This window comes from Veillonella sp. ICM51a (assembly GCF_000524355.1).
Taxonomy (GTDB): Bacteria; Bacillota; Negativicutes; order Veillonellales; family Veillonellaceae; genus Veillonella; species Veillonella atypica.
In genome coordinates, this window is record NZ_JAPX01000040.1 from 1 (window position 1) to 24,323 (window position 24,323).

The window sequence follows — 24,323 nt, forward strand, 5'->3', positions numbered from 1 at the left end:
TAGATGGTTTATGACGATGTGGATCAGGCGTTCCATTTTCATAATGAGATTTTATGGTGCGTCTATCATAGCCTAATTCACGACCTAGTAAACTATAATTAGGTTTCAAATTGCAACCCTCCAGAATGTCTCTTAATAATGGTAAGTCTAATAATGATGTTACAGTAAATGAACTGTTAATAGCGTATACGTATTGCATGTTGTTATCACCTCCACTATAGTATCGGTGATACAATTAAAATTGTACATTCTTATATCATCATTTTTGTACATTCTTAGAGTATCATTTACATAAAGGTCACAAACTAATCTTTAGGTATGTCAGTCTTCTTGGAAGAGGTATTACCATATTGGGAAAACGAAGTAATTAAAATAACAAGTGGGGCAATGAAGCCACGTCAATTTAAGGTATAATGTGTTATGAGCCAATGTGATGATTTACAGGCTTATTTAAATGAAATACAGATATAAGATATATAAGTCAATAAAGGATGCTGTAGTCTAGTCTTTAGTAGTATATACTTAATGATTTAGAACTATAGTGTCCTTTTATTTTGATACTTATGACATAAAAAATGTACATATTAAGATTTAGTTATTGTGGTATAATGAATTTAACATGAAGAATGCGTAATAGGTATGATATTTTTGTAATGTAGGAGTAGAAATATGAAAGAGTGGTTATATTTAGGAGCTCAGTTTGTAGCCTGTTGTGTTGAGGAGGGGTATGAAAAGATAAAAGAGGATTGGAATAAAAAATTTAATATAGATAACGATAATGATTTATCATTTTTGTCTCAGTTACCATTTGAAGATTTAAAAAGATTACATAACATTTTAATATCTGAAGATAATATTTTTTTAGATAAAATAAAAGGTGTTGTACAAAAGAATATAGTTGAGTTCGATGAATCGAATGTGGATGATCTTGTTAAATTTATAATTTCTGAGATTCATCTTCTTGGAGGTAATACTCTTGTTAATTTAGGTAGAGGAAATCAAGGGGTGACATATAAGGAAATTGTCAAAGATGTATGTGAACGTATAGGAATAAATAAAAAAGAATTAAAGAGTAAAGATGATATAAAAATATTAGAGAATTTATTTTTTAAAGAATTTAGACAGCAATTTGATAAGTTAAAAGCTAAATATGATTTAAAAAATAAATCTGTAACAGATGATGAGATTAAAGAAAAGCTTTTTGATGAATATACTAATGGTTTGTTAAAAACATTATTACCTAATAATTTAACTGGTCCTGCATGGAGAAAGACTATACGAATTGTATTAATTATAACTGAGCTTAGAAAGAATATAGTAGTTTAATCTTAAAAAGGATATCCTATTTATTATGAAAATAAGAATTGCTTCTTTTAATATAGAAAAATTTAGTCGACAATCTGTGTATTATACTAATGATAGTGAAAGTAGAAAAGACATAAAAATGATAGCCAAAATTATTCGAGAGAATAGTTTTGATATTATTGCTCTGCAAGAAGTTTTTCATCCAGAAGCTTTGAAATGTTTGTTAAGGGAGCTTTCCCATCAAAACCCTGTAGATGTTTCTGTTAGTAGAATGGGAGCATACACTGCTCAGATAGCAGGTTTTAAAAGTGACACGTGGGAAGCTAGATGGGCACAGCCTAAACCTAAATTTAGTAATATGGCAGCAGAAGGATATGCTTTTATATGGAATACTAAACGGATTGGGTTATCTAGAAATATGAAAGGAAAGACTTTTGAACCTCGGATTGCTGATTATGGGCATGCTTTTGAGTTAGTAAGACCACCCTTGATTGCTAGATTCACCCCATTAAACCGGTATTATGAAATTAGATTAATTAATACACATATTGTTTTTTCTATTAAAGATGAGGATAAACTAAGGACAAATCAGGATGGAGAGTTGATAAGCTCTTATACTAAATTAAGAAATTTAGAACTTCAAGTCTTGCTTAATGGCATTTATAAACGATTTTCTAATATGGTTTTTGATTATCGAGGTATAGATAAGTATGCAAGAAACCTAGTGTCCTATACATTTTTATTAGGAGATTATAATTTGAATTTACAGGATGTGAAGAATGTAGCAAGGCCATCTGAATGTCTAGATCTTAATAATTCGATTGGTTATATAGATGGGGATAAATCCATGTGGATTGAAACGGTTAATTCTGAAAGAACTACATTAAGAAAGACCGTTCGTTCAATTGATAATGCATTGGATAGAGAGATAATAACAGTTCAATCTGATGAAAGTAAAATTTATGAGGCAAAAGATTATTTGGCAAATAATTTTGATCATTTTTCGTTTGATCTTGACAGATTAGACGACCATGATATAGATTTTCCAGAACATGGTGTAATTTGTGCATATGAGAATTATAAAGATGATGAAGTTAATAATCGATTTGAACAATATACTAAAAAAGTTTCAGATCATCTACCTATATATTTAGATTTTAATTTAAAAAAATAAAGAGATTATGGGAGTAGGTAAGGAGTATTTAAATGCTAGATGAATTAGAAAATAAACGTAGAGCTGCATATGCATTAAATTTATGTACAGTATCAGTTTCACAAATAATTGATTATGAAGACCTTATAGTATTAGAGCAAGAATATGAAGCTATACTGAATAACCTCAATTTGGAAGCTATGCCTAAGGATGAACCATTATTATTGATAATAAAACAAATATTAGATGTTATAACTTTCTTTAGAATTGATAAGGTAGAAAGAGCTTTTATTGAAGAAGAGTATAATAAACAGGTTAGAAATGCAATTTGGTCAGCTGTACCTAATTTTGGTATGTTAATTGCAGGAGGAAACCTCATGACTGCAGGTGTAGCTATAGCTACACAAATTGGTATGGGGTATATGAATTATAGAAATAATCGAAATGAATATCAAGGGGAGCGAGAACGCAAATTATGGCAATTACAAAAGGCTGCTATAGAACAATTTAATGGATTACGTAGAGAACTGTTTGATACAGCATGGCGTCTTGCAGATAAATATGAATTCCCTGATAAGTATCGTCTTACGGAGCGACAAATTACAAATTATAATGAAATATTGCAAGACCCTAATATTATTCGTAGATATGAACGATTGGATGCAATAAAAGAGTATTTTGAAGCATATCCTCCATTCTGGTATTATTTAGGCAGTGTGGCGAATAAAATCTATCGTGAACGAAAAGATTTGGAGTGTAATCATTATAAAGCGATGGCAATAAGTGCTTTTGAAAAATACTGGAAAATAAATGAGCAAGGATTACTAAGAGAAGATCAGATTGCAGCAGGATGTGCATTGGAGTATATAGATATCTTATTAGATTCAATGGGTGAGGTAACTGAGACTGATAGAATAAAAAAATTAATGGGACAGGCTATAGAATATTCTGGTCGTGCTAATGATGTATTACAGTGTTGTGCCTTTTATAATTTACGAATCAATCAATATGAAGAAGCCGCGAAGATTTATAAATATTTAGTAAATGAATCTTATAATACACTTTTTAATGCTCAAATTCTTAGCTCGTTATATGTGCGTTTAAATGATCAGTTCGGATATACACTATTGGAAGAAATTGTTGATGAGAATTGTAAATATTTATATCCATTTAAAAATGGTAGATCGAAATCAGGAGATAAAGAGTTTACTGAAAAACTTTTTAACAACTTAAAAAGTCGATATACATATTTCTTTGATGAGTTAAGTAATAGATATCAAATTGAATTTAAGGATATATTTTTTGGATATTTAAAATCTTCTAATGATGGTATAATTCCGTCAGATGATAAATTCAAAGAGACCGTAGAATTATTTTTTAGTAGTGAAAATGATAGAAAAAAAGCTATATTTGAAGACTATTTTAAAAAAATAAACTATGGTGAAGATATTATTCAGTTATTGAATCGGTATATAGATGATATATCTTCTTTATCATTATTTGCTAAAAAAACTGATATAAAGAGGATAACAGAGAATATAGAATCAAATTTGAGAGGTTTTTATATTGAACCAGAATATTCAGTAGAATGGTATAAACAGGCTTTAGAAGTAAATAAAAGTTTTGATAATATATTAGCTAATACATTATCTATTATATCTTCAAAGTTTAAATCTTTAGAACGTACTATAGATTTATCTAATATTCATCTTTTGGATGAAGAAATAACAATTTGGGCTAAAGAGAGAAAAATTATTATACCAGTTAATATTGTAAATGATGAACAAGTTAAAACAGGTAATGATGTAATCTCTAAGTTTACCTTAGAATTTCTAGGATCTAATGCAAAGGAGATACAAACAAAACGAAAGATAAATAATGATTTGAAAGAAATTATAAAAGAGGTTTTTGAAGGATGTAATTCTATAAGTATCATAGAGGATACTAACAAATTTTTCAGTGAACACCCATTTGATACAGAGACATTAAAACGTGATATAATCAATATAGTTGAATTAATAGACGCACAAAAGTATGTTGTTTTTTCTAAAAGATATTTCTTTGTGTATAGTAATAGTGAACATTCTGAATTGAGATTTTATGATGATGGAAGACAATCTAAATTTGGAGATGAGGATACTATAATTAATTTTAAAAAGCCTGCAGTACTGAATGAAGTAATTGATATACTTCCACTTAATTCGACTAATATAAATAAATTAGAAACTAGTCCTGATATTATTAAAAGAATTTGGAGTGTAGCAAATAAAATAGTGCAGTATAGAGATGTAAATAAGTCAATATAAATTAAAAAGGACGCTATAGTCTAATCTTCAGTAGTATATACTGAAGAATTTAGAACTATAGCGTCCTTTTATTTTCCGTTCATTTGAGGTATGAGAGGATGTTATAGATATGTCAAAGAGATGTGAGAGGTTTATTTCATGCGAACTGCTTCAGCAAATTCGTCTTCGGTCATGAGTTTTTCTTCCAAGATGATTTCTTTGATAGAGCAACCGCGTTTGTATGCTTCTTTTACGACCTTAGCACTCTTATCATAGCCGATGTATGGTGTTAAGGAGGTAGCAATCATAAGGGATTGTTCTACGAAGAATTTAAGTTTTTCAGGTACGAATTCTACGCCGTCGATGCAGTGTGTAGTGAAGGAATTCATCGCATCTGCGAGGAGTCGACAGCTTTCAACAAAATCATAGATCATGATAGGCATGTATACATTCAATTGGAATGCGCCACTGCCTGCACAAAGTGTCATGGTTGTATTGATGCCGAATACTTGGGCACATACCATAGCAAGAGCTTCGCATTGGGTAGGGTTAACCTTACCTGGCATGATGGAGGAGCCCGGTTCGTTTTCAGGTAGATGCCATTCGCCATAACCACAGCGAGGACCGGAGCCTAAGAAACGAACATCGTTTGCAATTTTGAACAATGTAGTAGCCAATGTGTTAAGTGCGCCGTGAGCCATCATGAACGCATCTTTCAAGGATAGGCCTTGGAATTTGTTATTCTTAACGCGGAATGGAGCGCCTGTTACCTCTGGCAATACGGTTTCCATAACGTCTAGATATCCCTTAGGTGTGTTCACACCTGTACCAACGGCAGTGCCGCCAAGGGCAACGTCGAGTAGATAATCAGCGTTTTGAAGGAGCATCGTTTTGGCAGTTTTTAGGCCGTCCACAAAGGCGCTAATTTCTTGATCTACCATGATGAAAGTAGCATCTTGTAGGTGAGTACGACCAACCTTTTGCAAGCCTTTGCCTTTTTCTTGCAATTTTTCAAAGGATACAATAAGGCCGTCCAATGCAGGAATTACGCGTTTTGTAATTTCAAAGTACGCACAGATATGCATTGCTGTTGGGAATGTATCGTTTGTACTTTGGCCGCGGTTTACATCGTCGTTGGGATGAAGTGGATTAGATTCATCTAACTGTTTAGCCCGGTGAGCGATAACTTCGTTCACATTCATGTTTGTTTGTGTGCCAGAACCTGTTTGGAATACGGTCAATGGGAATTCATCATCCCATTTGCCATCTACGATTTCATCAACTACTTGAGCGATGAGTTTCGCTTTTTCCTCAGTTACTGCGCCACATTTTGCATTGGTTAAAGCACATGCTTTTTTGACAAGCGCAAGCGCTTTGATTTGTTCAATAGGGATGCGGTGGTCACCGATCTTAAAGTTATTGAACGAGCGTTGCGTTTGAGGTCCGTAAATTCGTCTAGCGTCGACTTCGACTGGTCCCATTGAATCATATTCAATTCTTGTTTCCATAATGTTTACAACCTCCTTAAAAGACATGCCGACCTTATCGTCGGTTCCTCTCTATTATATACAGAAAAACGAAAAAATATAATAGAAAATGATAATTAATACCAATTAGATATAATGCGCGTATGGCTATTACCTTTATACATATTTGATTTATATCTATAAATTTGTGTATACATAGCACATATATGGTTATATTTATTGTCAACATCGCTTTAACACGATAAAATGAATATAGCTTATAGTTAGTTTTATTTAATTTATAAGAGGAGGTAAGTACTTATGAAACATGATTTTATGAGCCATGACCTTCACTTGCCGGAACTTACGTTGCGTGGGATGTTATTAGGTGCATTGATCACTCTAATATTTACGGCATCTAACGTATACTTAGGTTTGAAGGTCGGTTTGACATTCTCGTCATCCATCCCGGCAGCCATTATCTCAATGGCAATTTTACGTTTCTTCAAGGATTCTAACGTTCTTGAAAACAACATGGTACAAACGCAAGCATCTGCAGCTGGTACCTTATCTGCAATTATTTTTATCTTGCCAGGTCTTTTAATGCTTGGTTATTGGCAAGGGTTCCCATTCTGGCAAACATTCTTGATTTGCGCATGCGGTGGTTCCCTCGGTGTGTTATTCACCATTCCATTGCGTCGTGCCATGGTAGTGAATAGTGACCTACCATATCCAGAAGGCCGTGCAGCAGCCGAAATCTTGAAGGTTGGCTCTCATAGTGGTGCTGAGGCTTCTAAATCTAGCTCCGGTATGGCAGACATCGTTTCCGGTGGTGCTGTAGCTGGTATCATCAGTCTTTGCGCTAACGGCTTCAAAGTTCTTGGCGACAGCATGAGTTTCTGGCTTCCTGTAGGTAGCAAAGGGATTACTCAAATTCCATTGGGCTTCTCCACAGCGTTGTTAGGTGCTGGTTATCTTATCGGTATCGCTTCTGGTATCGCTATCCTCGTTGGTGTACTCATCGCGTGGGCTGGTTTTGTGCCTTACTTAACTAACATGCTTGCTCCAGATGGTGGTGCTACAGCTAAATTCGCTATGGCAGTTTGGAAAGAAAAAGTTCGTTTCATCGGTGCTGGTGCTATCGGTATCGCAGCGATTTGGACTTTGATTACCTTGATCAAACCTATCATCGAAGGTATGAAAATTTCCGTTAAATCCATGAGTGGCAGTTCTGCTGAACGTGAATTACACCGCATGGATACTGATATGAGTACAAAATCTGTATTGATCGTATTTGCTATCATCCTTATTGGTTTGGTTATTACGTTCTGGGATTTCGTATCCGCTGTACCTATTAGTGCAGGCTTGATGTGGACACTTGTTGTAGTAGGCGTTATCGTAGCCTTGTTAATCGGCTTCTTCGTAGCTGCAGCATGTGGTTACATGGCAGGTCTTATCGGTACATCTGCATCTCCAATCTCTGGTATTGGTATCTTAGCAACTATTATTTCTTCTCTAGTGGTATACTTCATCGCTTCTGAAAATAATTTGTTTGCTACCGAAGCAGGTGTTCAATTTGCTACAGCTATGGCTATCTTCATGACATCCGTAGTTATTGCTATTGCATCTATCTCTAACGATAACTTGCAAGACTTGAAAACTGGTCAACTCGTTGGTGCTACACCTTGGCGTCAACAAATTGCATTGTTACTTGGTTCCGTAGCCGGTGCTATTGCGATTGCTCCAGTTCTTAACTTGTTATACCAAGCATATGGTTTCACAGGTGCGTTACCTCGTGCTGAAATGGATCCAAATGCAGCATTATCTGCTCCACAAGCAACATTGATGACTACAATTGCTCAAGGTATTTTCAATGCTAGTATGGATTGGAATTACATCTTGATCGGCGTTGGTGTTGGCGTAGTAGCAATCATTGTTAACTTGATTCTTAAGAGCACAACTGCTTCCTTAACATTGCCTCCATTGGCTGTTGGTATGGGTATCTACTTGCCTCCAACATTGGAAGTGCCTCTTATTATCGGTTCTTTCTTGAGCTATTTCGTAGGTCGTTACCTAATTGCTCGCGCTAAAATGCGTGCTGGTGAATTGGCTGAATACGATGTAGAACAATCTAATCGTCGTGGCGTTCTCTTTGCGTCTGGTTTGATTGTTGGTGAAAGCTTGATTGGTGTAATCATAGCTGTTATTATTGTATTGTCAGTTACAACTGGTGGTGGTGAATCTCCACTTGAATTAGTTGGTCCTGAATTTGAAAGTACAGCTGGTTGGTTAGGTCTACTTGCTTTCATCTTCGCTGCACTCTATCTAGTTCGTCGTGTTGTAACTCACAAATTTGATAAAGCAGAAGCTCTCGCTATGAAAGCAGAGCAAGAACAAGCAAAGTAAGAGGTTAACCATGAAATTAAAACAGACTGTTCTCATCATGATGGCTGCCGCATTGCCACTCACATCTATGGCAGCCGCTAGTGAAACGATTCCTGTAACAAAGGATACTGGTGCTGTAGTAGCACAAAATAATCGTCACGATGTGACATATCGTCTCTCTAGCACGGCTACGCCAGAGCAAAACAAAAAATTACGTTCCGTAGCGAATAAAACTGATCGTGGTACTATCGAAGTGGTAGCGCCAAATGCAGATCGTTATATGGATCGTAAAGAGGTAGGCGTATCTCCTGTAGATGCGACTACAGATCATTTGAATCTCGTATTCCCAGAGGTTAAATCTGTTAGCCCTATCGTTGAAAAAGCCATTAATACAACGATTAAGAAATACGTGTCCAAGGTTCAAAATGACACTCAAAAATTGAACGAAAAAGAATCCAATAAAACGAATGTCATCATGTACTATGATGTAAAAACGGATAAAAATGGTATCTTTAGCGTTTTGATTCACACCTATACAATGCGTGATGGCGATGCAAATGGTGTAAATTATGTAAAAGGCTTTACATTCAATACTACAACAGGTCGTCAGTTATCCTTGTATGATCTTGGTGGTTTGAATAAGAAGGAACTCGTTAATGCTATCAATAATAATCAACAAGTGAAGGATGCAGTTGGTGCGAATGCTACATTCGACAAAATGCCATCTGAATTCTACACAACTGAAGATTATTCGGTAGTGATGATTCTTCAACAAGATGTGGATACAATCCATAGTGCTGGTACCGTGTATGTACCAGTTGGCAATTTGCGCGACCGTCAAAATGATGTGACCAAATAACAAAACTAACTATATGTGTCTGTATTGTTAAACAATGCAAGGTGCGTAGCACCAAAAAGGGTACACAGACTGTTTTATGTGGTATAGAACTTAATACTTACTAAAAAGCCCCTCCGCGATGTGCGGAGGGGCTTTTGTGCGTATTATCCTGTATGAAGAATAGGGGGATAGGACAAAAAAGACAGCCCCGAAGGGCTGCCTAATTGATTATTTTGTTGGTTTTAATGGTAATGGGAATTGGATTGTCGTAGTCGGAATTTCCTCAGGCGGTGTTTGAACAATTACCTTCTTACCAAATTTCTTTTTAAATGCCTTTACTGTTCCAGGTTGTACAGAATCAGCCGTAATAACTAATACAGATGCATCATCTGTTGGTAAAATACTAATGATTTTACCTTGAGGTTCTTTGTTTTGATAAAGTGCCAATGCATCGGATTGGAGGTCTTCTAATTGGGCTTGTGTCAATTTGCCTTGGCTTACAATTAATGCATTATCGAGTTGTGGATCGTGAGCGTCAGCTAGTGCTGTATGAACTGTATCGAAGTGTTTTTTGTCCACTACAGAAACGTGCAATTTACCTTCCTTCCAGAAGAGAGCACCATCGTTTCTAAATTGTGTGAAGTCTTGACCATAGTGAAGGGCGTGGCTGATGACATTGGATGTTTTTTGTTCCACTTGTTGACGGTAGAGCGCATTGTGGAATGCCAATGCTTGTGGTGTTTGTGTCATACGGTAGGAAATTTCAGCCGCCTCTGCACGGGTTACGTATTTTTCTGGGTTAAACATCGTGCCTGGTGCATAGTTGGTAAATCCTAAGTATGCTAATTCACGGACTGCATCTTGTGCCCAAGGGGCTACGAATTTTTGGTCCCCATACGCTACTTGATCGAGTACAGTAGGATCATCTGTTGTATAGCCTAGATAATGTAGGTAGTTATCTGCTACCACAGCAAATTCTTGGCGGGACATATATTTTTCAGGTTTATATGTAGTGTCGCCATAGCCAGAGATGATATTCTTGCGCGCTACTGATTCAATAGCGAGGGCAGACCAACGGTCGGATGTAATATCTTTAAAGTGACTAGAGATGAACGCTGCTTGGCCATCATCGGTAATGTTGTTGAATAGGGAGGCCACTTCTTCGCGTGTCATTGGTTGATTAGGACGGAATGTGCCATCCGCATAGCCTTTCATCAATTTAGCCTTTGCTACGGCACTAATTGATTTAGAAGCCCAAAAATCACTTGGTACATCGGAGAAGATGTATGGTCGCACATCTTGGATATCCTTTGGAGACGTAACAACACCGGAGCGAAGTTGTTGGTTAACAACAGTATTAGCAGGTACAGCAGTTTTATTTTGTTCAGTAGCTGTTGTATCTTGAACGGTTGCCGTTGTTGTTACAGTATGTTGCGCTGGAGTAGCGCTTGGTGTTTGTGCCGGTGTAGCGGCAAATGCCATACCGGATGTAGTAAGTAAAGCGGACAGGATGAGGGCCCGTAATGTGTGTGTTGATACCTGTTGCATACATATCCTTCCTAATCATGTGGTAAATATATCAAAAACAGCGTTAGATAACGCTGTTTTTGAAGTCTCCTTAAGGACTAAAGTATATCGGAGTTTTGTCGCTATTAGCGTTTTACAGTCATTTTAACTTTGGAACCAAATACCTTGGAAATACCTTGTTGTGTTTCTTTGCTTGCAGTGCTAACTACAGCGTATAATTGATTGTTTTCAACGTCCGGGAATACGGCGATAATATTGCCACCTTTTTCGTTTTTGCTGTAGTAGTTACGGAAATTAGATTCGATAACATCGTATTCAGTTTGGCTGTATTGAGATGGTTCAACTACTACATAGTTGTTGATAGTAGAATTACCTTGGCTTGCCAAATTAGCTTTTACTGTATCCAAATCGGAATTAGATTTCAAAGCTACGTGCAATTGATTGTCTCTCCAGTACATAACACCATAGTCTTGGAACGCTTCTGGTGTTTTATATGTTTTGTTGAGTTGAGTGAATACATTGTTTTCCAATGTTTCTTGTTGTTTTTGATCGAGTGGTTTTAATGTGCTGCGACGTACAGGTCGAACGATGCGTGGAGATTGTTCTGCTTTAGACTCAGAAACCTTGTCAGATTTTTTAGCCTTAGCTTCTTTTTCTACCTTTTTCGCATCAGCATCAACTTTTTTAGCATCAGATTTCACAGCAGCATCAGCTTTTTTTGCATCTGCCTTTGCAGCAGTATCTACTTTCTTAGCATCCGCTTTTACGTCTTTAGCGACTTCTTTTTCAATGGTTTTAGTTTTGTTTTCAACCTTTTCAGCGTCTTGCTTTGCATCTTCTTTAATAGCGGTAGCCTTGCTAGTAGTAGGGGCTGTTTCACCGTTTAAGATGCGGTTTAAGATTGTTGCCGCTTGTGCCCGTGTTACAGGTTGTGTTGGGTTGAAAGCAGTTGTTGCACCGGATGCTACATAGCCGCGTTGTGCCATGTATTCGATATCCGCTACATATGCTTTGGAAATGCTAGCACTGTCTTTGAATGTAACCTTTTCAGATTTTACAGGTGCATCAGGTTTTATTTTCTTTACTAAATTAGCTGCGGAAGCAACGAATTCTTCGCGGTCCATCGCTTTAGCAGGGGCAAATGTAGATTTTGTTGTACCTTCCATAACGCCAGCAGCACCAACTAATTTAATAGCTGTGTTGGACCAACGGTCGCTTTCAACATCGGAATAGGAAACGCCATTTTCTTTTGTTACTAAGTCAGCAAGTTCTTGCTCGTTCATATTGTGTTGCAACACTTTGCCGTAAATGGCTGCTGCTTGTTCACGAGTAATGCTTTTACCAGGGCGGAATGTGTTATCTGCATAGCCGGATAAGTAGCCAGCCTCTGTCATTGCTTGGATGGCATCGCGAGCCCAGTTATCCTTTGTATCTGGGTACACGCCAGCTGGCAATGTTTCTTTAGCCTTTGCAGGAGCCTCAGATTTTTGTGTTACTTTTGCAGTTGTTGTAGTTTTATCTGTAATTGTAGTAGATTTAGCTGTCGCTGCTGGTGTAGTTTTCGCAGCAGTTGTTTTTGCATGTGTTGTCTTAGCAGTTGTTTTTGCAGCAGTTGTAGTATGTGCAGATGCTTTTGCATTCGTTACAACTGGTGTTTTCGTAGTTGTTGTAGTTTCTGCATGAGCCATGCCGAATGTAGATCCTAGCGCCAATGTAATCGCTAGAGATAAGGACAATTTATTGAGTTTCATGAGAAAGCTCCTTTCAAATTACGTTTATATACATAAATTATAGCACTTTTATGAAATAACCACTACTATAAGAAAATGTAATATATAAGGATAAAAATTAGATGAATAATGGTGAAAGTTACATTTTCATTATAGCAAATGAGAATGGTGCAATTTTGGGACTAAAAAATATCTACTTGATAAACATTTGCAAATAAAGAAAACACGGGAGTTATAGAAAAAATTTATAAAGCAGTACGTGAGTGTGATAAAAATCAATTTTGATTATTACTTTTAGTCATAAGGATATGATTTATACAACCCTAAATACGAATATAGCAATTGCTTGGACATTTATGGTACCCTTATTTATAATTATATCGAAATGTTCTTTAAATATAACACTTTAAAGATCGTCAATTTATTGTATAGGCTGATAATTTGTGAAATTTTATCGACCTAAATGGATACATATCAAAATTTTTTTTGAGTTAAGTACTAGAAAAGTTGAGGACGAAAATATGAAAATTCATCTTTTCCAACAGTGTTTGATTGATATGTTCTACCCTCATGTTGGCATGGCTGGTGTAGAAGTACTTGAGAGACTAGGTTGCGACCTTGTAGTGCCTAAGAAACAAGTATGCTGTGGACAAATGTTCACTAACTCCGGTTACAATGATGCGGCTATGGATGCTATTAAGAATACAATCGAATGCTTCGAAAACGCTGACTATGTAGTCAGCATGTCTGGCTCCTGTGCCTTTGCTATTCGCGATGAATACCAACACTTCTTGGAAGGTCAACCTGAATGGCAACAACGCGCAGAAAAATTGAGCGGAAAAATTTATGAATTCACTGAATTCATTACCGATGTATTGGGTGTAGAAGATGTTGGCGCACGCTTTGACGAAACTGTTACATACCATACATCTTGCCACGTAACTCGCTTGATGGGTGTAAAAGAACCACCTTTCAAACTCCTTCGCAATGTAAAAGACCTTAAGTTGATTGAATTACCTCGTGCAGACCGTTGCTGCGGTTTCGGCGGTACATTCTCCGTTAAAAACCCAGAAATCAGCGAAGTAATGACACGCGAAAAAGCTTTGGAAATCGCTAGCACTGGTGCTAACGTAATTTCCGGTTCCGACCAAGCTTGCTTGATGAATATTGCAGGTATGCTTGACCGTCTTCATAAAGATGGTGAAATCGATCGCCGTATCAAAGTAATGCATATTGCTGAAATCTTAAACTGCCGCTAAGGAGGAGACGACATGGCACTTATATATGACAATCGCCCCTATAAAACACGTATAAAAGAATGTTTGGCTGATGATTTCAAAGTTGCAGCTATCAAAAAAGCACAAGACGTGTTTTATGATAAACGTAATACAGTAGTTGCGGACGTTCCTGAATGGTTAGATTTCCGCGCAGAAGCAGCTAAACTTCGTGATCACGTTCTTAACAATTTGGATTACTATGTAAACCAATTCGCTGAAAACGCTGAAAAAGCTGGTTCTAAAGTTCACTTTGCATTTGACGATAAAGAAGCGACTCAAATCGCTTTGGATATCCTTCGTGAACGCGAAGCCAAAATGATCGTTAAATCCAAAACTATCTTAACTGAAGAAATTGGTTTGAACGAAGTCCTTGAAGAAGCTGGTATCGAAGTAAACGAAACTGACTTGGCGGAATTCATTTTGCAAACTGCAGTAAGTCCTCCATCTCACATCGTAGTACCAGGCCTTCACTTTGAACGTAATAAAATCCGCGAAATTTTCGCTGAAAAATTAGGTTATACAGGTACTGAAAACCCTACTGAAATGACTCACTTCGTACGTGGTTATGTACGTGAACGCTTCTTGAAAGCTGACGTAGGTGTTAATGGTTGTAACTTTGCAGTTGCTGCATCTGGTACTTGCACAATCGTTTCCAACGAAGGTAACGGTCGTATGGCTAGTTCCATTCCTAAGACTCAAGTAATCTTCTTAGGTACAGAACGTATCGTTCCTGACTTCAAAGCTCTTGACGTAATGATGGAAATGTTGAACCGCTCTGCAGTAGGTGCTAAAATTTCCAACTACTTCTCCATGATGACTGGTCCTGGCCGTGCTGGCGAAGCTGACGGTCCTGAAGAAACTCACATCATCATTATCGATAACGGTCGTTCCGGTATCTTGGGTGGTACATTCCAAGAAATGTTACGTTGTATCCGTTGTGGTGCATGTATGAACATCTGTCCTGTATACCGTCACATCTCTGGTCACGGTTATGGCTCCGTATATCCAGGTCCAATGGGTGCTGTATTGACTCCATTGTTCAAAGGTTACGACGTAGCAGGTGATCTTCCATATGCTTCCACATTGTGCGGTGCATGTACAGAAAACTGTCCAGTAGCTATTCCATTGCATGAATTATTGATGGAACACCGTCATATTATGGCTGACATCGAAAAAACTCGTCCGAAAGCAGAAGAAGCAATCTTCACTGCAGCGGCTAAGATGTTTGGTAACTCCACATTATTCGACCTTGGTACAAAAGCTGGCGCTATTGGCATGAACTTGATTAGTAACAAAGAAGGCAATATGCCTACATGGACTCAAGCTATTCCAGTTATGAACGGCTGGACTAAATCTAAAGAAATGGGTACATTGAAGTTCAAGAAATTCCGTGACTTATATGCTGAACATGAAAAGAACAAGAAGAAGGAGAAAAAATAATGGATGAAGCTAAACGTAAACAATTTATTGCACGTTTATCTCGTGCATTAGGCCGTGATCAAGAAATGTGCCCTGCCTATGTAGAGGATTTTGATTACAGCCATGGTCCTCAAGAAACTATGTTCAAAGATTTGAATCAAGATCAAATTTTGACAATGTTTAAGGAACAATGTCAACGTGTTGGTACAAAATTCGTTGAAACTACACCTGATAAATTAGGTGAAACAATTTTGGCAGCTATCGAAGACTGGGGCAATGGTAAGATTGTATTCCCAAGCACTCCTGAAGTAGACGAATATAAATTAAAAGAATTATTCGAACAAGATGCAGCTAATAATGGCGGCACTCGTACATACTTCCAATGGGACCCAGCTAAAGGCCGTGAAGAATGTATTTCTAATACTGCCAATGCAGATATTGGTATTACATTCCCATACTGCGGTATTGCTGAAACAGCTACTGTAGTACAAGCATCTGGTGAAGAATCTGGTCGTGCTATTAGCTTGTTGCCTACAACTCACATTGCTGTATTGTACACTGATACAATCAATCCACGTATGACTCAAACAATGGAACATTTGTCTGAACGTTATCATAACGATCCATCCAAATTCCCTACAAATATCTGCTTGATTTCTGGTCCATCCCGTACAGCTGATATTGAGTTGGTTACTGTAGATGGTGCTCATGGTCCTATCCAAGTAACTTACGTTTTGGTTAAGCGCTAATACATTAACTACGTATAGCTATAACTGAATCACTTTAAAGGTGATCTTCCTTAGGAAGGTCACCTTTTTTATATGTGTTGATTTCTATTATGGTGTAGAGCTCTCTTAGAACTGTATAGGCTCCTGTAGAGCGATGGAAATTAACCTGTTTATGGAGCTTGCGGATTCTGCATAGATAAACTCATAAAATTCGTATTGTTTTACTTGTAAAATTTTCGATATATGCTATACTTAGTTCATAACCCATTATTATGATATGAATTAAAGAGGTGTATTATGAATATTCCATTCTTTACAGATTACCTCATGTTAAGCAATCCACTAAGTATTGGTATTATCGCAGTGTTTGTACTTGCCTTAATCGGTATTTATGTGTTGCAACGCAAGGGCACATCCTTTGGTAATCTTGTTATTATTGGCACTATTGTTGGTGCCGTATTAGGCGTAGCAATTCAAGTTATTGCTGGTTTTCCTGATGATCCGTCTAAGGTGGTCTACATCAAGGAAAGTACGAAGTGGTTCTCCCTTGTGGGGGGCGGGTTCATCGACTTAATCCGCATGCTTGTTATTCCTATCGTATTTATCTCCATTGTCCATGTTATTTTACATATGGAGGCAGGGGCTAATCTTAAGAAGTTAGTAGTTGCTATGGTGTCCACTAACCTCGGCATGGTGGCTGTAGCCGCTATTGTAGGCCTTATCTTAGGTAATGCTTTTGGATTGGGTCAAGGTTTTGACATCGTTGAGTCCGGTAAAAAAATCCGCGAAATCAAACCGATGGTTGATACATTCCGTGCTTTGATTCCTAGCAATCCTATTCAAGCCGCTGCAGAAACAAATGTTATCGGCATCGTAGTATTTGCCATCATCTTGGGCAGTGTAGCTCGTCTGTTAAAACAAACGGGCACCAATAGCATGGAAATCTTTACAAAGCTATTTGATGAATTACATCAGTTGATTTCCTGGGTAGCCGATTTCATTATTGGCCTTATGCCATACGGCGTAGTTGCTTTATTGGCATCTACATTGGCGACACGTGGCTTGCAAGCTATCCTCGATATGGGACTTTTCGTAGTATTGCTTTACGTAGGTCTTTTGATCATGTTCGTCGTTCAAGCTATCTTAATTGCTAGCTTTGGTTACAACCCGATTACATACTTTAAAAAAGCGAAGGCTCCATTGTTGTTGGCCTTCACATCCCGTTCCTCTATGGGTGTATTGCCATTGACTGTTGAAACATTGACAAAACGTCTTGGTGTAAATGCTACAACTGCTAATACAGTAGCATCCTTTGGTACTACTGCAGGCATGCAAGGTTGTGCCGGCGTATTCCCAGCTCTTGTGGTAGTTTACATTTCTAATGTAGCGGGTATTCCATTTGACTTGACAATGTACATCATGAGCGTTATCGTTATCGCCATTGGTTCCGTTGGTATTGCAGGCGTTCCTGGTACGGCTACAATGGCTGCATCCGTATCTCTTAGTGGTACTGGTCTTGGTGCATACTTTACATCCATCAGTCCAATCCTTGCTATCGATCCATTAATCGACATGGGACGTACATGCTTGAACGTATCCGGTTCCTTAACAAATGCACTTGTGGTAGATAAAATTATGGGTACCATTGATAAAGATGCGTATAATAATCCTACACAAGGTGAGGGATAATAGTTAAATTATCATATTGATTGTGAAAGCAGCAGACATTAGATCTGCTGCTTTTTTGCGTTGTTGAACTATGCATTGTAGTACATTACACAGTGTATAATGCAATATGCTTACATAGATACTCCTCCTTGTTTTAATCGAAAACAATTATTATTACATTTTGTAATATTAAGATACAAATATTTATATATATAATTGTGACTATGGATACGTTTTCAAGTATTACATAAGCGTATAATGAACATATAAAAGTTTCTATATATGCTTAATAAATATAAGCCAAGAGGTAGTATTATGATTACAGAAGAAGTAAGAGAACGTTTAATTGCAGATTATCCAAAGTTTGAAGATATGACGCACAAGTTTTACAAGAAAGAAATGTCCATTGCCGATTATAAAGGGCAGTCCGGTGCATTTGGTAGCTATGCCGAACGTGGTGCTGCTACGGGCATGAGCCGGTGGCGTTTTAATTGTGGTCGCATCAAACAAGAACAAATGCGATTCTTAGCAGATACTATCCGCAAATACAATCTTACACATATTCATTTCACAACGGGGCAGTGTTTACAAATGCATGGCCTCGATGGAGATACTATTTTACAACTCTTCAAGGAATGCTATGACCATGGTATTTATAATCGCGGTGCCGGCGGGGATAGTCCTAATGTTGTAGCTAGCATCTTGCGCGGCATTGATCCTCGCGAGACCTTTGACATTTCACCATATGCGGCAGCCATTAGCGAATTCCTTATGGAGCAAATGTTTTATATCAAGATTCCTCGCAAATTTAAGATGGGTATCGATAATGGATTTGATAGTACGCCGCATGCTACATTTAAGGATCTTGGTTTTAATTTAACGAAACGCAATACCTTTGATGTATATGCGTGTGGCGGTATTGGTCCTAATCCGCGTATCGGTATTCCCGTAGCACGTGATGTACAACCGGAAGATGTGTTGTACCATGTGAAAGCCATGCTCATGGTCTTTGCAAACCATGGCAATTTTAAAAATCGCGGCAAAGCACGTACTCGCTATATGCCGGCAGAAATGGGTGGCGCGGAAGCTTTCATCAAAACCTATGAAGAAACATTGGCAATGGTGAAAGAAGTTGAAAAACTGACCATTAGTCCTGCTGATTATGCCTATGAAATTACGAAAATCGGCAAGCGTGATGATTCGGTTGTAAATCATCGTATTCATCGTCAAAAACAAGAAGGCCTTTACTATGTGGAATATCATCCCGTTGGCGGTGATGCGAATGTAGAACATCTATTGGCGGCCCTTGATTATGCAGTTACACTCGATCAAGTAGAGGCTCGCATTGCACCGGATGAAGCATTGTATTTCATCAATTTGACAGCAGACGAAGCTAGAAAAATTGCGGAATTAACAGATGATAGCGCACGCGATGATTTTCGTCGTTCCGTGTCTTGTGTGGGCTCTACAGTTTGTCAAATCGGCATGCAAGATTCTAATGGCTTGTTAAAGGCCATTTTTGATCATCTTGAAGCAAAAGGTGTTGATACAAAGAAATTACCTCGATTACATATTTCTGGTTGTCCACACTCTTGTGGGACTCATCAAATTGGGGAAATTGGATTTCACGGTGCTGTAAAACTCGTAGATAAGAAACCACAACCTGCTTTCATTATCGTAGATGGTGGTTCAGAACATATGGGTTCTGAAAGTTTTGGTAAAATGGCTGGGAATATTGTAGCTGCAAAAATTCCAGCATTTATGGAGGCGTTAGCCAATATACTTAATGAGGCACCAGAAGCGGACTTTGGTTCTTGGCGATTGACTCATAAGACTCAATATATGGACTTAATTAAATCCTTCGAATAGGAATAATATGAACAGATAACACATATGTTTATGCGTAAAGATTAACTCATTAACATATGTGTTATATTTTTTTGTTATCCTACGAATTGATTTTATATGGTATAATAGGCTTTATAGTATGTGTTTGGAGGTTTATTACTATGTTATTTACCGTGAATACAGAAGTCTGTACTCGTTGTGGTCTATGCGTAGCCGATTGTCCAACAGGCCTTCTTGTTATGACTGATGATGGTCCTAAAACAGGTAAGGGTGGTTGTATTTCCTGTGGTCATTGTGTTGCAGTATGCCCTACGCTTGCTCTAGATAGCGACCTAACACCGCGTGCTGAACAAGTGGATATTACAAAAGAAACTAAATTTACACCGGAACAAGCAGAGCTATTTTTACGCAGCCGTCGCTCCATTCGTAATTATCAAAATAAACCAGTTCCTGCTGAATTGATTCGCAAGGTATTGAATGTGGCTCGCATGGCGCCAACTGCGACAAATACGCAAGGAATTTCATATATCGTAATTCGTGATAAACAAAAATTACGCCGCATTGCGGATCTTGTTCTCGAATGGATGCACATAGCAGCAAAGACAGTACCGATTATGCGTCTTTATGCTCGTGCAGCTCAGGCAGAAGTGGATAAGGGGAAAGAATATATTCTCCGCGATGCACCAGCTCTCGTGGTTGCCATTGGATCCAAAAAAGACATTCATCGCACTCATGATTCAGGGCATTCTTGTTTATCTTATGCTGAATTATATGCACCGACAGTAGGTCTTGGAACCTGCTGGGCAGGGTTCTTTGAACATGCAGGCGAAGCTGAATATAAACCATTATTAGACATATTAGGTGTGCCAGACGATAAAATCATCGCTGGAGGCATCTTGATGGGCTATCCTAAGGTGAGATATCGCAATATTGTGGAACGCCAACCGTTGGATGTTACATTTGATACAGAAGAATAATAAGGCATTATGTACAACGCTCTATATGTGTAGAGCGTTGTTTTATTATATGTACGATGATAACTAAAAAATCTCCATCCTAAACAGATGGAGATTTTTTATGTTAGTTGGCTGATGTAATGGAGCCTTTAAATGTTTCATTGATAAATTGTTTGATTACTTCGGATTTGTAAATATCCGCAATTTTTTTGTATGTTTCGTTATCTTTGTCTTGGCTACGTACAGCAAGTATCATAACAGCTAAAGGTTCATCCTTTGGCTCTAAGAAGAATCCTTGTTTTTCTACATTGAGGCCCGCACTTTGAACATAGTTCATAGGGATAGCTGCTACAGCTACATCGTCTAAGCTACGAGGCAATTGAGCTGCTTCAAGCTCTTGGATTTGAAGGTTTTTAGGGTTAGACGTAATATCTGCTACAGTAGCTTTGAAACCAACGCCATCTTTTAATGTAATAAGGCCTGCCTTAGCAAGTAATGCAAGACCGCGACCGCCGTTTGTTGGATCGTTAGGAATAGCTACGATAGCGCCATTTGGTACATCTTGTGCACTATGTACAGAGTTACTATACAATCCCATAGGCATTAAAATCGTTTTGCCAATAGCTACAAGGTCGGAACCATTTTGTTTGTTAAAGTTTTCCATAAATGGAACGTGTTGGTATGCGTTGAGTTGGATGTCTCCATCAGCCAATGCTTTGTCCGGTGTTACATAATCGGAGAATTCCACAACCTTAAGGTCGATACCTTGCTTTTGAGCCTCTTTTGCAACTGCTTCAGCTACTTGAGCATGAGGGCCTGCAGTAGCACCGATTTTAATTTCCTTTGGTGTCTGACTAGATTGATTTGTATTTGTGCCACAGCCTGCGATGGCGAATGCTAAAACGCCAACGAGAAGTGGGGCGATAAATTTTTTTAATTTCATGTAAACATCCCTTTCTATATACATATAATAAAGATATCCTATCATGTAAATGGGGTTTTGTATATAGAGTAAAATATACTGGTTATCTATAGATTAAAACTATGGCTTTCAAATAGTTGTAAAAATGGGTTATTAATATATATCTAAAAAAATCGAAATATGATATAATACAGATAAGTTTTATACAATTAAAGCGGTGGAATAGAAACATAATACTTAGGAGGTCTTTATGTTTAACTTTGATTTTTATAATCCTACACATATCGTATTTGGTAAAGATCGTTTAGGTGAATTAGATACATTGGTTCCAAAGGATGCAAAGGTGCTTATTACTTATGGTGGTGGCTCTGCAGTGCGCAGTGGTCTTATTGACCGCATTGTGAAAGCCCTTGGTAACCGCAAGGTGGAACAATTCGGCGGTATTGAGCCAAACCCATCCCTTGAAATATGTGAACGTGCGGTAGCTTTCATTAAAGAACATGGCGTAGATTTCGTTCTCGCTGTAGGCGGCGGTTCTGTAGTAGACGCTACAAAACTTATCGTTATGGGCGCTACTTATGATGGTCCTGTCGTTGAAGTTATGAAAGCTGGTGTACCAGAGGTTCCAGTGGAAATGGTGCCAAATCCATTACCATTTGGTACAGTTATGACTCTACCTGCCACAGGTTCTGAAATGAACAATGGTGCCGTTATTACTTATGGTGATGGTAAATATCCTGTGTTCAGTAGCTTAGTATTCCCTAAGTTCTCCATGCTTGATCCAATATTGACTTTCACATTGCCTGAAAAACAAGTTAAGAACGGCGTAATCGATACCTTCGTGCATACCACAGAGCAATATTTAACATATCCTGTAGAGGGCCGTATTCAAGATCGTTTCAGCGAAGGCATTTTGAAAACTATGATTGAAATCGGCAAAGAAACGGTAGAAAATCCAGAAAACTACGATATTCGTGCTAATCACGTGTGGGCTTCTACCTTGGCATTAAATGGCTTGATTGGTGCCGGCGTGCCACAAGACTGGGCCACACATCTTATTGGTCATGAGTTAACTGCGGCGTACCATCTTGACCATGGGATTACATTAGCTATCGTATTGCCTGCATTGTTAGAAGTGAAAAAAGCAGACAAGCTTGAAAAATTGGCACAATATGCTACACGTGTATGGCATATCACAGAAGGTACAACAGAAGAAAAAGCAGATAAGGCTATCGCTAAAACGCGCGAATTCTTCGAGTCCCTTGGTGTATCTACGCATTTGAAAGATTATGGTCTAGGCGAAGACGCAGTTGATAAAATTGTGAAACAATTAGAAGGTCATGGTATGACACAACTTGGTGAAAACGGTGATATTACACCAGAAGTGGCTCGCGAAATTTTAACGCGTGCCTTATAATTAGTAGAATAGTGTATATATTAGAAAAGACACCTGGTAGGTGTCTTTTCTTTGTACATTGTATGAAGAATATAATGGCATTATATACATTTTATGAATATCATAATCTAGTGTAAATGAAAGAAGGCGATATATTAATGGAACAATCACATAAAGGGCGTCAAGCTTTTAGTTATGCTTTTCCTATTATGATTCCTATGGGCATAAGCTTCTTTTTCATAGGCTTAGGATTTGGTTTATATGCTACGAGCCAAGGGTTCCCTTGGTGGACACCACCTGTTTTGGCAGCAACCATTTTTGCAGGATCCATGGAGTTTGTAACGATAGGTATGTTGATGGCTGGATTTGATCCTATTAATGCCTTTGTTTTAACCATGTTCGTTAATGGTCGTCATTTTTTCTACGGTTTATCTGCGCTACAACGATATGTTCATATGGGTTGGAAGTGGTTTCCTACCGTTGCTTGGATGTGTGATGAAAGCTTTGCTATCAACATGTCTACAAGATTACCGGATGATGTGGATAAAAAATGGTTTTACTTCCACGTGTCTTGGCTTAACTATGTGTTCTGGGTATTTAGTACCTTTGTAGGTGGTCTATTTGGTAATCTATTGACTTCTGTAGATTTACGAGGTATTGATTTCGTGTTACAAGGGCTATTTATTGTGGTATTTCTTGAAATGCTACTTAATGCAAAGAATAATAAGATTCGAGCCTTTGGTGTAGCAGGTGCAGCTATAGCGGTAGCCATGCTCTTATTGGTGGGGAAATCTCTCTTTATGCTTCTATCTATGAGCTGTATGCTGGTAGTTTGCTATCTTGCGTACAAATGGGGAGGTGTGCGCCTTGACTAATATAGAAATGGTTATGACCATTGCTATCGTAGTAGCAGGTACATTATTGACTCGCTTTGGAGCGTTCCTCATATTCCCACCTGGGAAAAAGGCGCCAGATTTTGTACTCTTTTTAGGCAAAGCATTACCTGCTGCCGTTATGGGTATGCTCGTCGTATATACCTTTAAGGAAACCGTCGTTTTAGCATACCCATATGGTATCCCTGAATTGATAGCATTACTAGTTACAGTAGGATTATATCTATGGAAACGGAACATGCTCGTATCCATTGCCGTAGGTACTATAGTGTATATGCTTATCGTACAAAATATTTAAAATTACTCCCGAATCAAAGAGCGTTTTTGGAAAAGTTCTCTATTGTTTGTTGCTTGAAAGAATTTTAAAATGATATGACACTGATTTTGAATTGCTTCTTTAGAAGAATTTGCTGATGGTGTGATGAAGAAATCCCCCTTTCGTCAAACGACTTTGGCCCTGCGGAGCCCGCAGGGCGGAGTCAGACCTGGCCGGTGGAGGCTTGACGGACACGCCACCGCCCTCCCAC

The 24,323-nt window shown here is 38.0% G+C and carries 18 protein-coding genes and 1 pseudogene; 14 read left to right on the forward strand and 5 right to left on the reverse strand.

Annotated elements, in window-relative coordinates; translation table 11 throughout:
* Positions 1–199 (reverse strand): annotated as a pseudogene (locus HMPREF1504_RS06915) (IS21 family transposase); the annotation flags it as partial.
* A 470-nt stretch (positions 200–669) separates the two neighbouring features.
* Between HMPREF1504_RS06915 and HMPREF1504_RS06920 the strand changes: the two are divergent.
* From HMPREF1504_RS06920 to HMPREF1504_RS06930, 3 genes are read left to right on the forward strand one after another with little or no spacing between them, the layout of a single operon-like run.
* Positions 670–1,326: a hypothetical protein gene (locus HMPREF1504_RS06920; RefSeq protein ID WP_038124667.1), complete on the forward strand. Its 657-nt coding sequence runs from the start codon at positions 670–672 to the stop codon at positions 1,324–1,326.
* A 25-nt stretch (positions 1,327–1,351) separates the two neighbouring features.
* Positions 1,352–2,479 (forward strand): hypothetical protein, encoded by a 1,128-nt coding sequence (locus HMPREF1504_RS06925; RefSeq protein ID WP_038124669.1) that lies wholly within the window; start codon positions 1,352–1,354, stop codon positions 2,477–2,479.
* Positions 2,480–2,511: 32 nt separating this feature from the next.
* Entirely contained in the window at positions 2,512–4,764 is a 2,253-nt protein-coding gene (locus HMPREF1504_RS06930; protein WP_038124671.1) for a hypothetical protein, read from the forward strand.
* Positions 4,765–4,895: 131 nt separating this feature from the next.
* Here HMPREF1504_RS06930 and HMPREF1504_RS06935 read toward each other — a convergent pair whose 3' ends face one another.
* Positions 4,896–6,251, reverse strand: coding sequence for a lyase family protein (locus tag HMPREF1504_RS06935; protein ID WP_038124673.1), 1,356 nt, complete (start codon positions 6,249–6,251; stop codon positions 4,896–4,898).
* Between the two features lie 279 nt (positions 6,252–6,530).
* On the opposite strand from HMPREF1504_RS06935, the gene HMPREF1504_RS06940 reads away from it, so the two are divergent.
* Complete coding sequence (locus HMPREF1504_RS06940; RefSeq protein WP_038124676.1) at positions 6,531–8,615, forward strand: OPT family oligopeptide transporter; 2,085 nt, start codon at positions 6,531–6,533, stop codon at positions 8,613–8,615.
* Positions 8,616–8,625: 10 nt separating this feature from the next.
* Positions 8,626–9,453: a hypothetical protein gene (locus HMPREF1504_RS06945; RefSeq protein ID WP_005375770.1), complete on the forward strand. Its 828-nt coding sequence runs from the start codon at positions 8,626–8,628 to the stop codon at positions 9,451–9,453.
* A 207-nt stretch (positions 9,454–9,660) separates the two neighbouring features.
* Here HMPREF1504_RS06945 and HMPREF1504_RS06950 read toward each other — a convergent pair whose 3' ends face one another.
* Both HMPREF1504_RS06950 and HMPREF1504_RS06955 read right to left on the reverse strand, forming a co-directional pair.
* A complete protein-coding gene (locus HMPREF1504_RS06950; protein WP_038124678.1) occupies positions 9,661–10,980 on the reverse strand; it encodes an S-layer homology domain-containing protein in 1,320 nt (439 codons plus the stop codon).
* Between the two features lie 104 nt (positions 10,981–11,084).
* A complete protein-coding gene (locus HMPREF1504_RS06955; protein WP_038124680.1) occupies positions 11,085–12,710 on the reverse strand; it encodes an S-layer homology domain-containing protein in 1,626 nt (541 codons plus the stop codon).
* Positions 12,711–13,210: 500 nt separating this feature from the next.
* Between HMPREF1504_RS06955 and HMPREF1504_RS06960 the strand changes: the two genes are divergently transcribed.
* The 6 genes from HMPREF1504_RS06960 (at position 13,211) to HMPREF1504_RS06985 (ending at position 20,606) form a co-directional block, all read left to right on the forward strand.
* Positions 13,211–13,948, forward strand: coding sequence for a (Fe-S)-binding protein (locus HMPREF1504_RS06960; RefSeq protein WP_005375746.1), 738 nt, complete (start codon positions 13,211–13,213; stop codon positions 13,946–13,948).
* 12 nt (positions 13,949–13,960) lie between these two features.
* Positions 13,961–15,406, forward strand: coding sequence for a LutB/LldF family L-lactate oxidation iron-sulfur protein (locus HMPREF1504_RS06965; RefSeq protein WP_038124682.1), 1,446 nt, complete (start codon positions 13,961–13,963; stop codon positions 15,404–15,406).
* Positions 15,406–16,134, forward strand: a complete 729-nt coding sequence (locus HMPREF1504_RS06970) for a lactate utilization protein C (RefSeq protein ID WP_038124684.1) — start codon at positions 15,406–15,408, stop codon at positions 16,132–16,134. The genes HMPREF1504_RS06965 and HMPREF1504_RS06970 overlap by 1 nt, the downstream gene beginning before the upstream one ends.
* A 276-nt stretch (positions 16,135–16,410) precedes the next feature.
* Entirely contained in the window at positions 16,411–17,802 is a 1,392-nt protein-coding gene (locus tag HMPREF1504_RS06975; RefSeq protein ID WP_038124685.1) for a cation:dicarboxylate symporter family transporter, read from the forward strand.
* A 294-nt stretch (positions 17,803–18,096) separates the two neighbouring features.
* Complete coding sequence (locus HMPREF1504_RS06980; RefSeq protein ID WP_038124687.1) at positions 18,097–19,650, forward strand: nitrite/sulfite reductase; 1,554 nt, start codon at positions 18,097–18,099, stop codon at positions 19,648–19,650.
* Between the two features lie 140 nt (positions 19,651–19,790).
* Positions 19,791–20,606, forward strand: a complete 816-nt coding sequence (locus HMPREF1504_RS06985) for a nitroreductase family protein (RefSeq protein ID WP_038124689.1) — start codon at positions 19,791–19,793, stop codon at positions 20,604–20,606.
* Between the two features lie 103 nt (positions 20,607–20,709).
* Here the strand turns inward: HMPREF1504_RS06985 and HMPREF1504_RS06990 are convergent, their stop codons facing one another.
* The gene (locus HMPREF1504_RS06990; protein WP_005379641.1) at positions 20,710–21,528 is read right to left on the reverse strand and encodes a MetQ/NlpA family ABC transporter substrate-binding protein; all 819 of its coding nucleotides are present in this window, start codon (positions 21,526–21,528) and stop codon (positions 20,710–20,712) included.
* 229 nt (positions 21,529–21,757) lie between these two features.
* Between HMPREF1504_RS06990 and HMPREF1504_RS06995 the strand changes: the two genes are divergently transcribed.
* The 3 genes from HMPREF1504_RS06995 (at position 21,758) to HMPREF1504_RS07005 (ending at position 24,094) form a co-directional block, all read left to right on the forward strand.
* Positions 21,758–22,924 carry an iron-containing alcohol dehydrogenase gene (locus tag HMPREF1504_RS06995; protein ID WP_038124691.1) on the forward strand — a complete coding sequence of 389 codons (1,167 nt, stop codon included), beginning with the start codon at positions 21,758–21,760 and terminating at the stop codon, positions 22,922–22,924.
* A gap of 137 nt (positions 22,925–23,061) precedes the next feature.
* Positions 23,062–23,778 (forward strand): AzlC family ABC transporter permease, encoded by a 717-nt coding sequence (locus tag HMPREF1504_RS07000; protein ID WP_051411691.1) that lies wholly within the window; start codon positions 23,062–23,064, stop codon positions 23,776–23,778.
* Entirely contained in the window at positions 23,771–24,094 is a 324-nt protein-coding gene (locus tag HMPREF1504_RS07005) for a branched-chain amino acid transporter permease (protein ID WP_038124695.1), read from the forward strand. The genes HMPREF1504_RS07000 and HMPREF1504_RS07005 overlap by 8 nt, the downstream gene beginning before the upstream one ends.
* The last annotated feature ends 229 nt before the right edge of the window (positions 24,095–24,323 follow it).

Excerpts from the sequence above, each read along its gene's own strand:
- HMPREF1504_RS06975 (WP_038124685.1), top strand. The coding sequence starts at position 16,411 with ATGAATATTCCATTCTTTACAGATTACCTCATGTTAAGCAATCCACTA.
- HMPREF1504_RS06950 (WP_038124678.1), bottom strand. The coding sequence starts at position 10,980 with ATGCAACAGGTATCAACACACACATTACGGGCCCTCATCCTGTCCGCT.
- HMPREF1504_RS06980 (WP_038124687.1), top strand. The coding sequence starts at position 18,097 with ATGATTACAGAAGAAGTAAGAGAACGTTTAATTGCAGATTATCCAAAG.
- HMPREF1504_RS06970 (WP_038124684.1), top strand. The coding sequence starts at position 15,406 with ATGGATGAAGCTAAACGTAAACAATTTATTGCACGTTTATCTCGTGCA.
- HMPREF1504_RS06920 (WP_038124667.1), top strand. The coding sequence starts at position 670 with ATGAAAGAGTGGTTATATTTAGGAGCTCAGTTTGTAGCCTGTTGTGTT.
- HMPREF1504_RS06955 (WP_038124680.1), bottom strand. The coding sequence starts at position 12,710 with ATGAAACTCAATAAATTGTCCTTATCTCTAGCGATTACATTGGCGCTA.
- HMPREF1504_RS06985 (WP_038124689.1), top strand. The coding sequence starts at position 19,791 with ATGTTATTTACCGTGAATACAGAAGTCTGTACTCGTTGTGGTCTATGC.
- HMPREF1504_RS06945 (WP_005375770.1), top strand. The coding sequence starts at position 8,626 with ATGAAATTAAAACAGACTGTTCTCATCATGATGGCTGCCGCATTGCCA.
- HMPREF1504_RS06935 (WP_038124673.1), bottom strand. The coding sequence starts at position 6,251 with ATGGAAACAAGAATTGAATATGATTCAATGGGACCAGTCGAAGTCGAC.
- HMPREF1504_RS06965 (WP_038124682.1), top strand. The coding sequence starts at position 13,961 with ATGGCACTTATATATGACAATCGCCCCTATAAAACACGTATAAAAGAA.
- HMPREF1504_RS06995 (WP_038124691.1), top strand. The coding sequence starts at position 21,758 with ATGTTTAACTTTGATTTTTATAATCCTACACATATCGTATTTGGTAAA.
- HMPREF1504_RS06925 (WP_038124669.1), top strand. The coding sequence starts at position 1,352 with ATGAAAATAAGAATTGCTTCTTTTAATATAGAAAAATTTAGTCGACAA.
- HMPREF1504_RS06960 (WP_005375746.1), top strand. The coding sequence starts at position 13,211 with ATGAAAATTCATCTTTTCCAACAGTGTTTGATTGATATGTTCTACCCT.
- HMPREF1504_RS06990 (WP_005379641.1), bottom strand. The coding sequence starts at position 21,528 with ATGAAATTAAAAAAATTTATCGCCCCACTTCTCGTTGGCGTTTTAGCA.
- HMPREF1504_RS06930 (WP_038124671.1), top strand. The coding sequence starts at position 2,512 with ATGCTAGATGAATTAGAAAATAAACGTAGAGCTGCATATGCATTAAAT.
- HMPREF1504_RS06940 (WP_038124676.1), top strand. The coding sequence starts at position 6,531 with ATGAAACATGATTTTATGAGCCATGACCTTCACTTGCCGGAACTTACG.
- HMPREF1504_RS07000 (WP_051411691.1), top strand. The coding sequence starts at position 23,062 with ATGGAACAATCACATAAAGGGCGTCAAGCTTTTAGTTATGCTTTTCCT.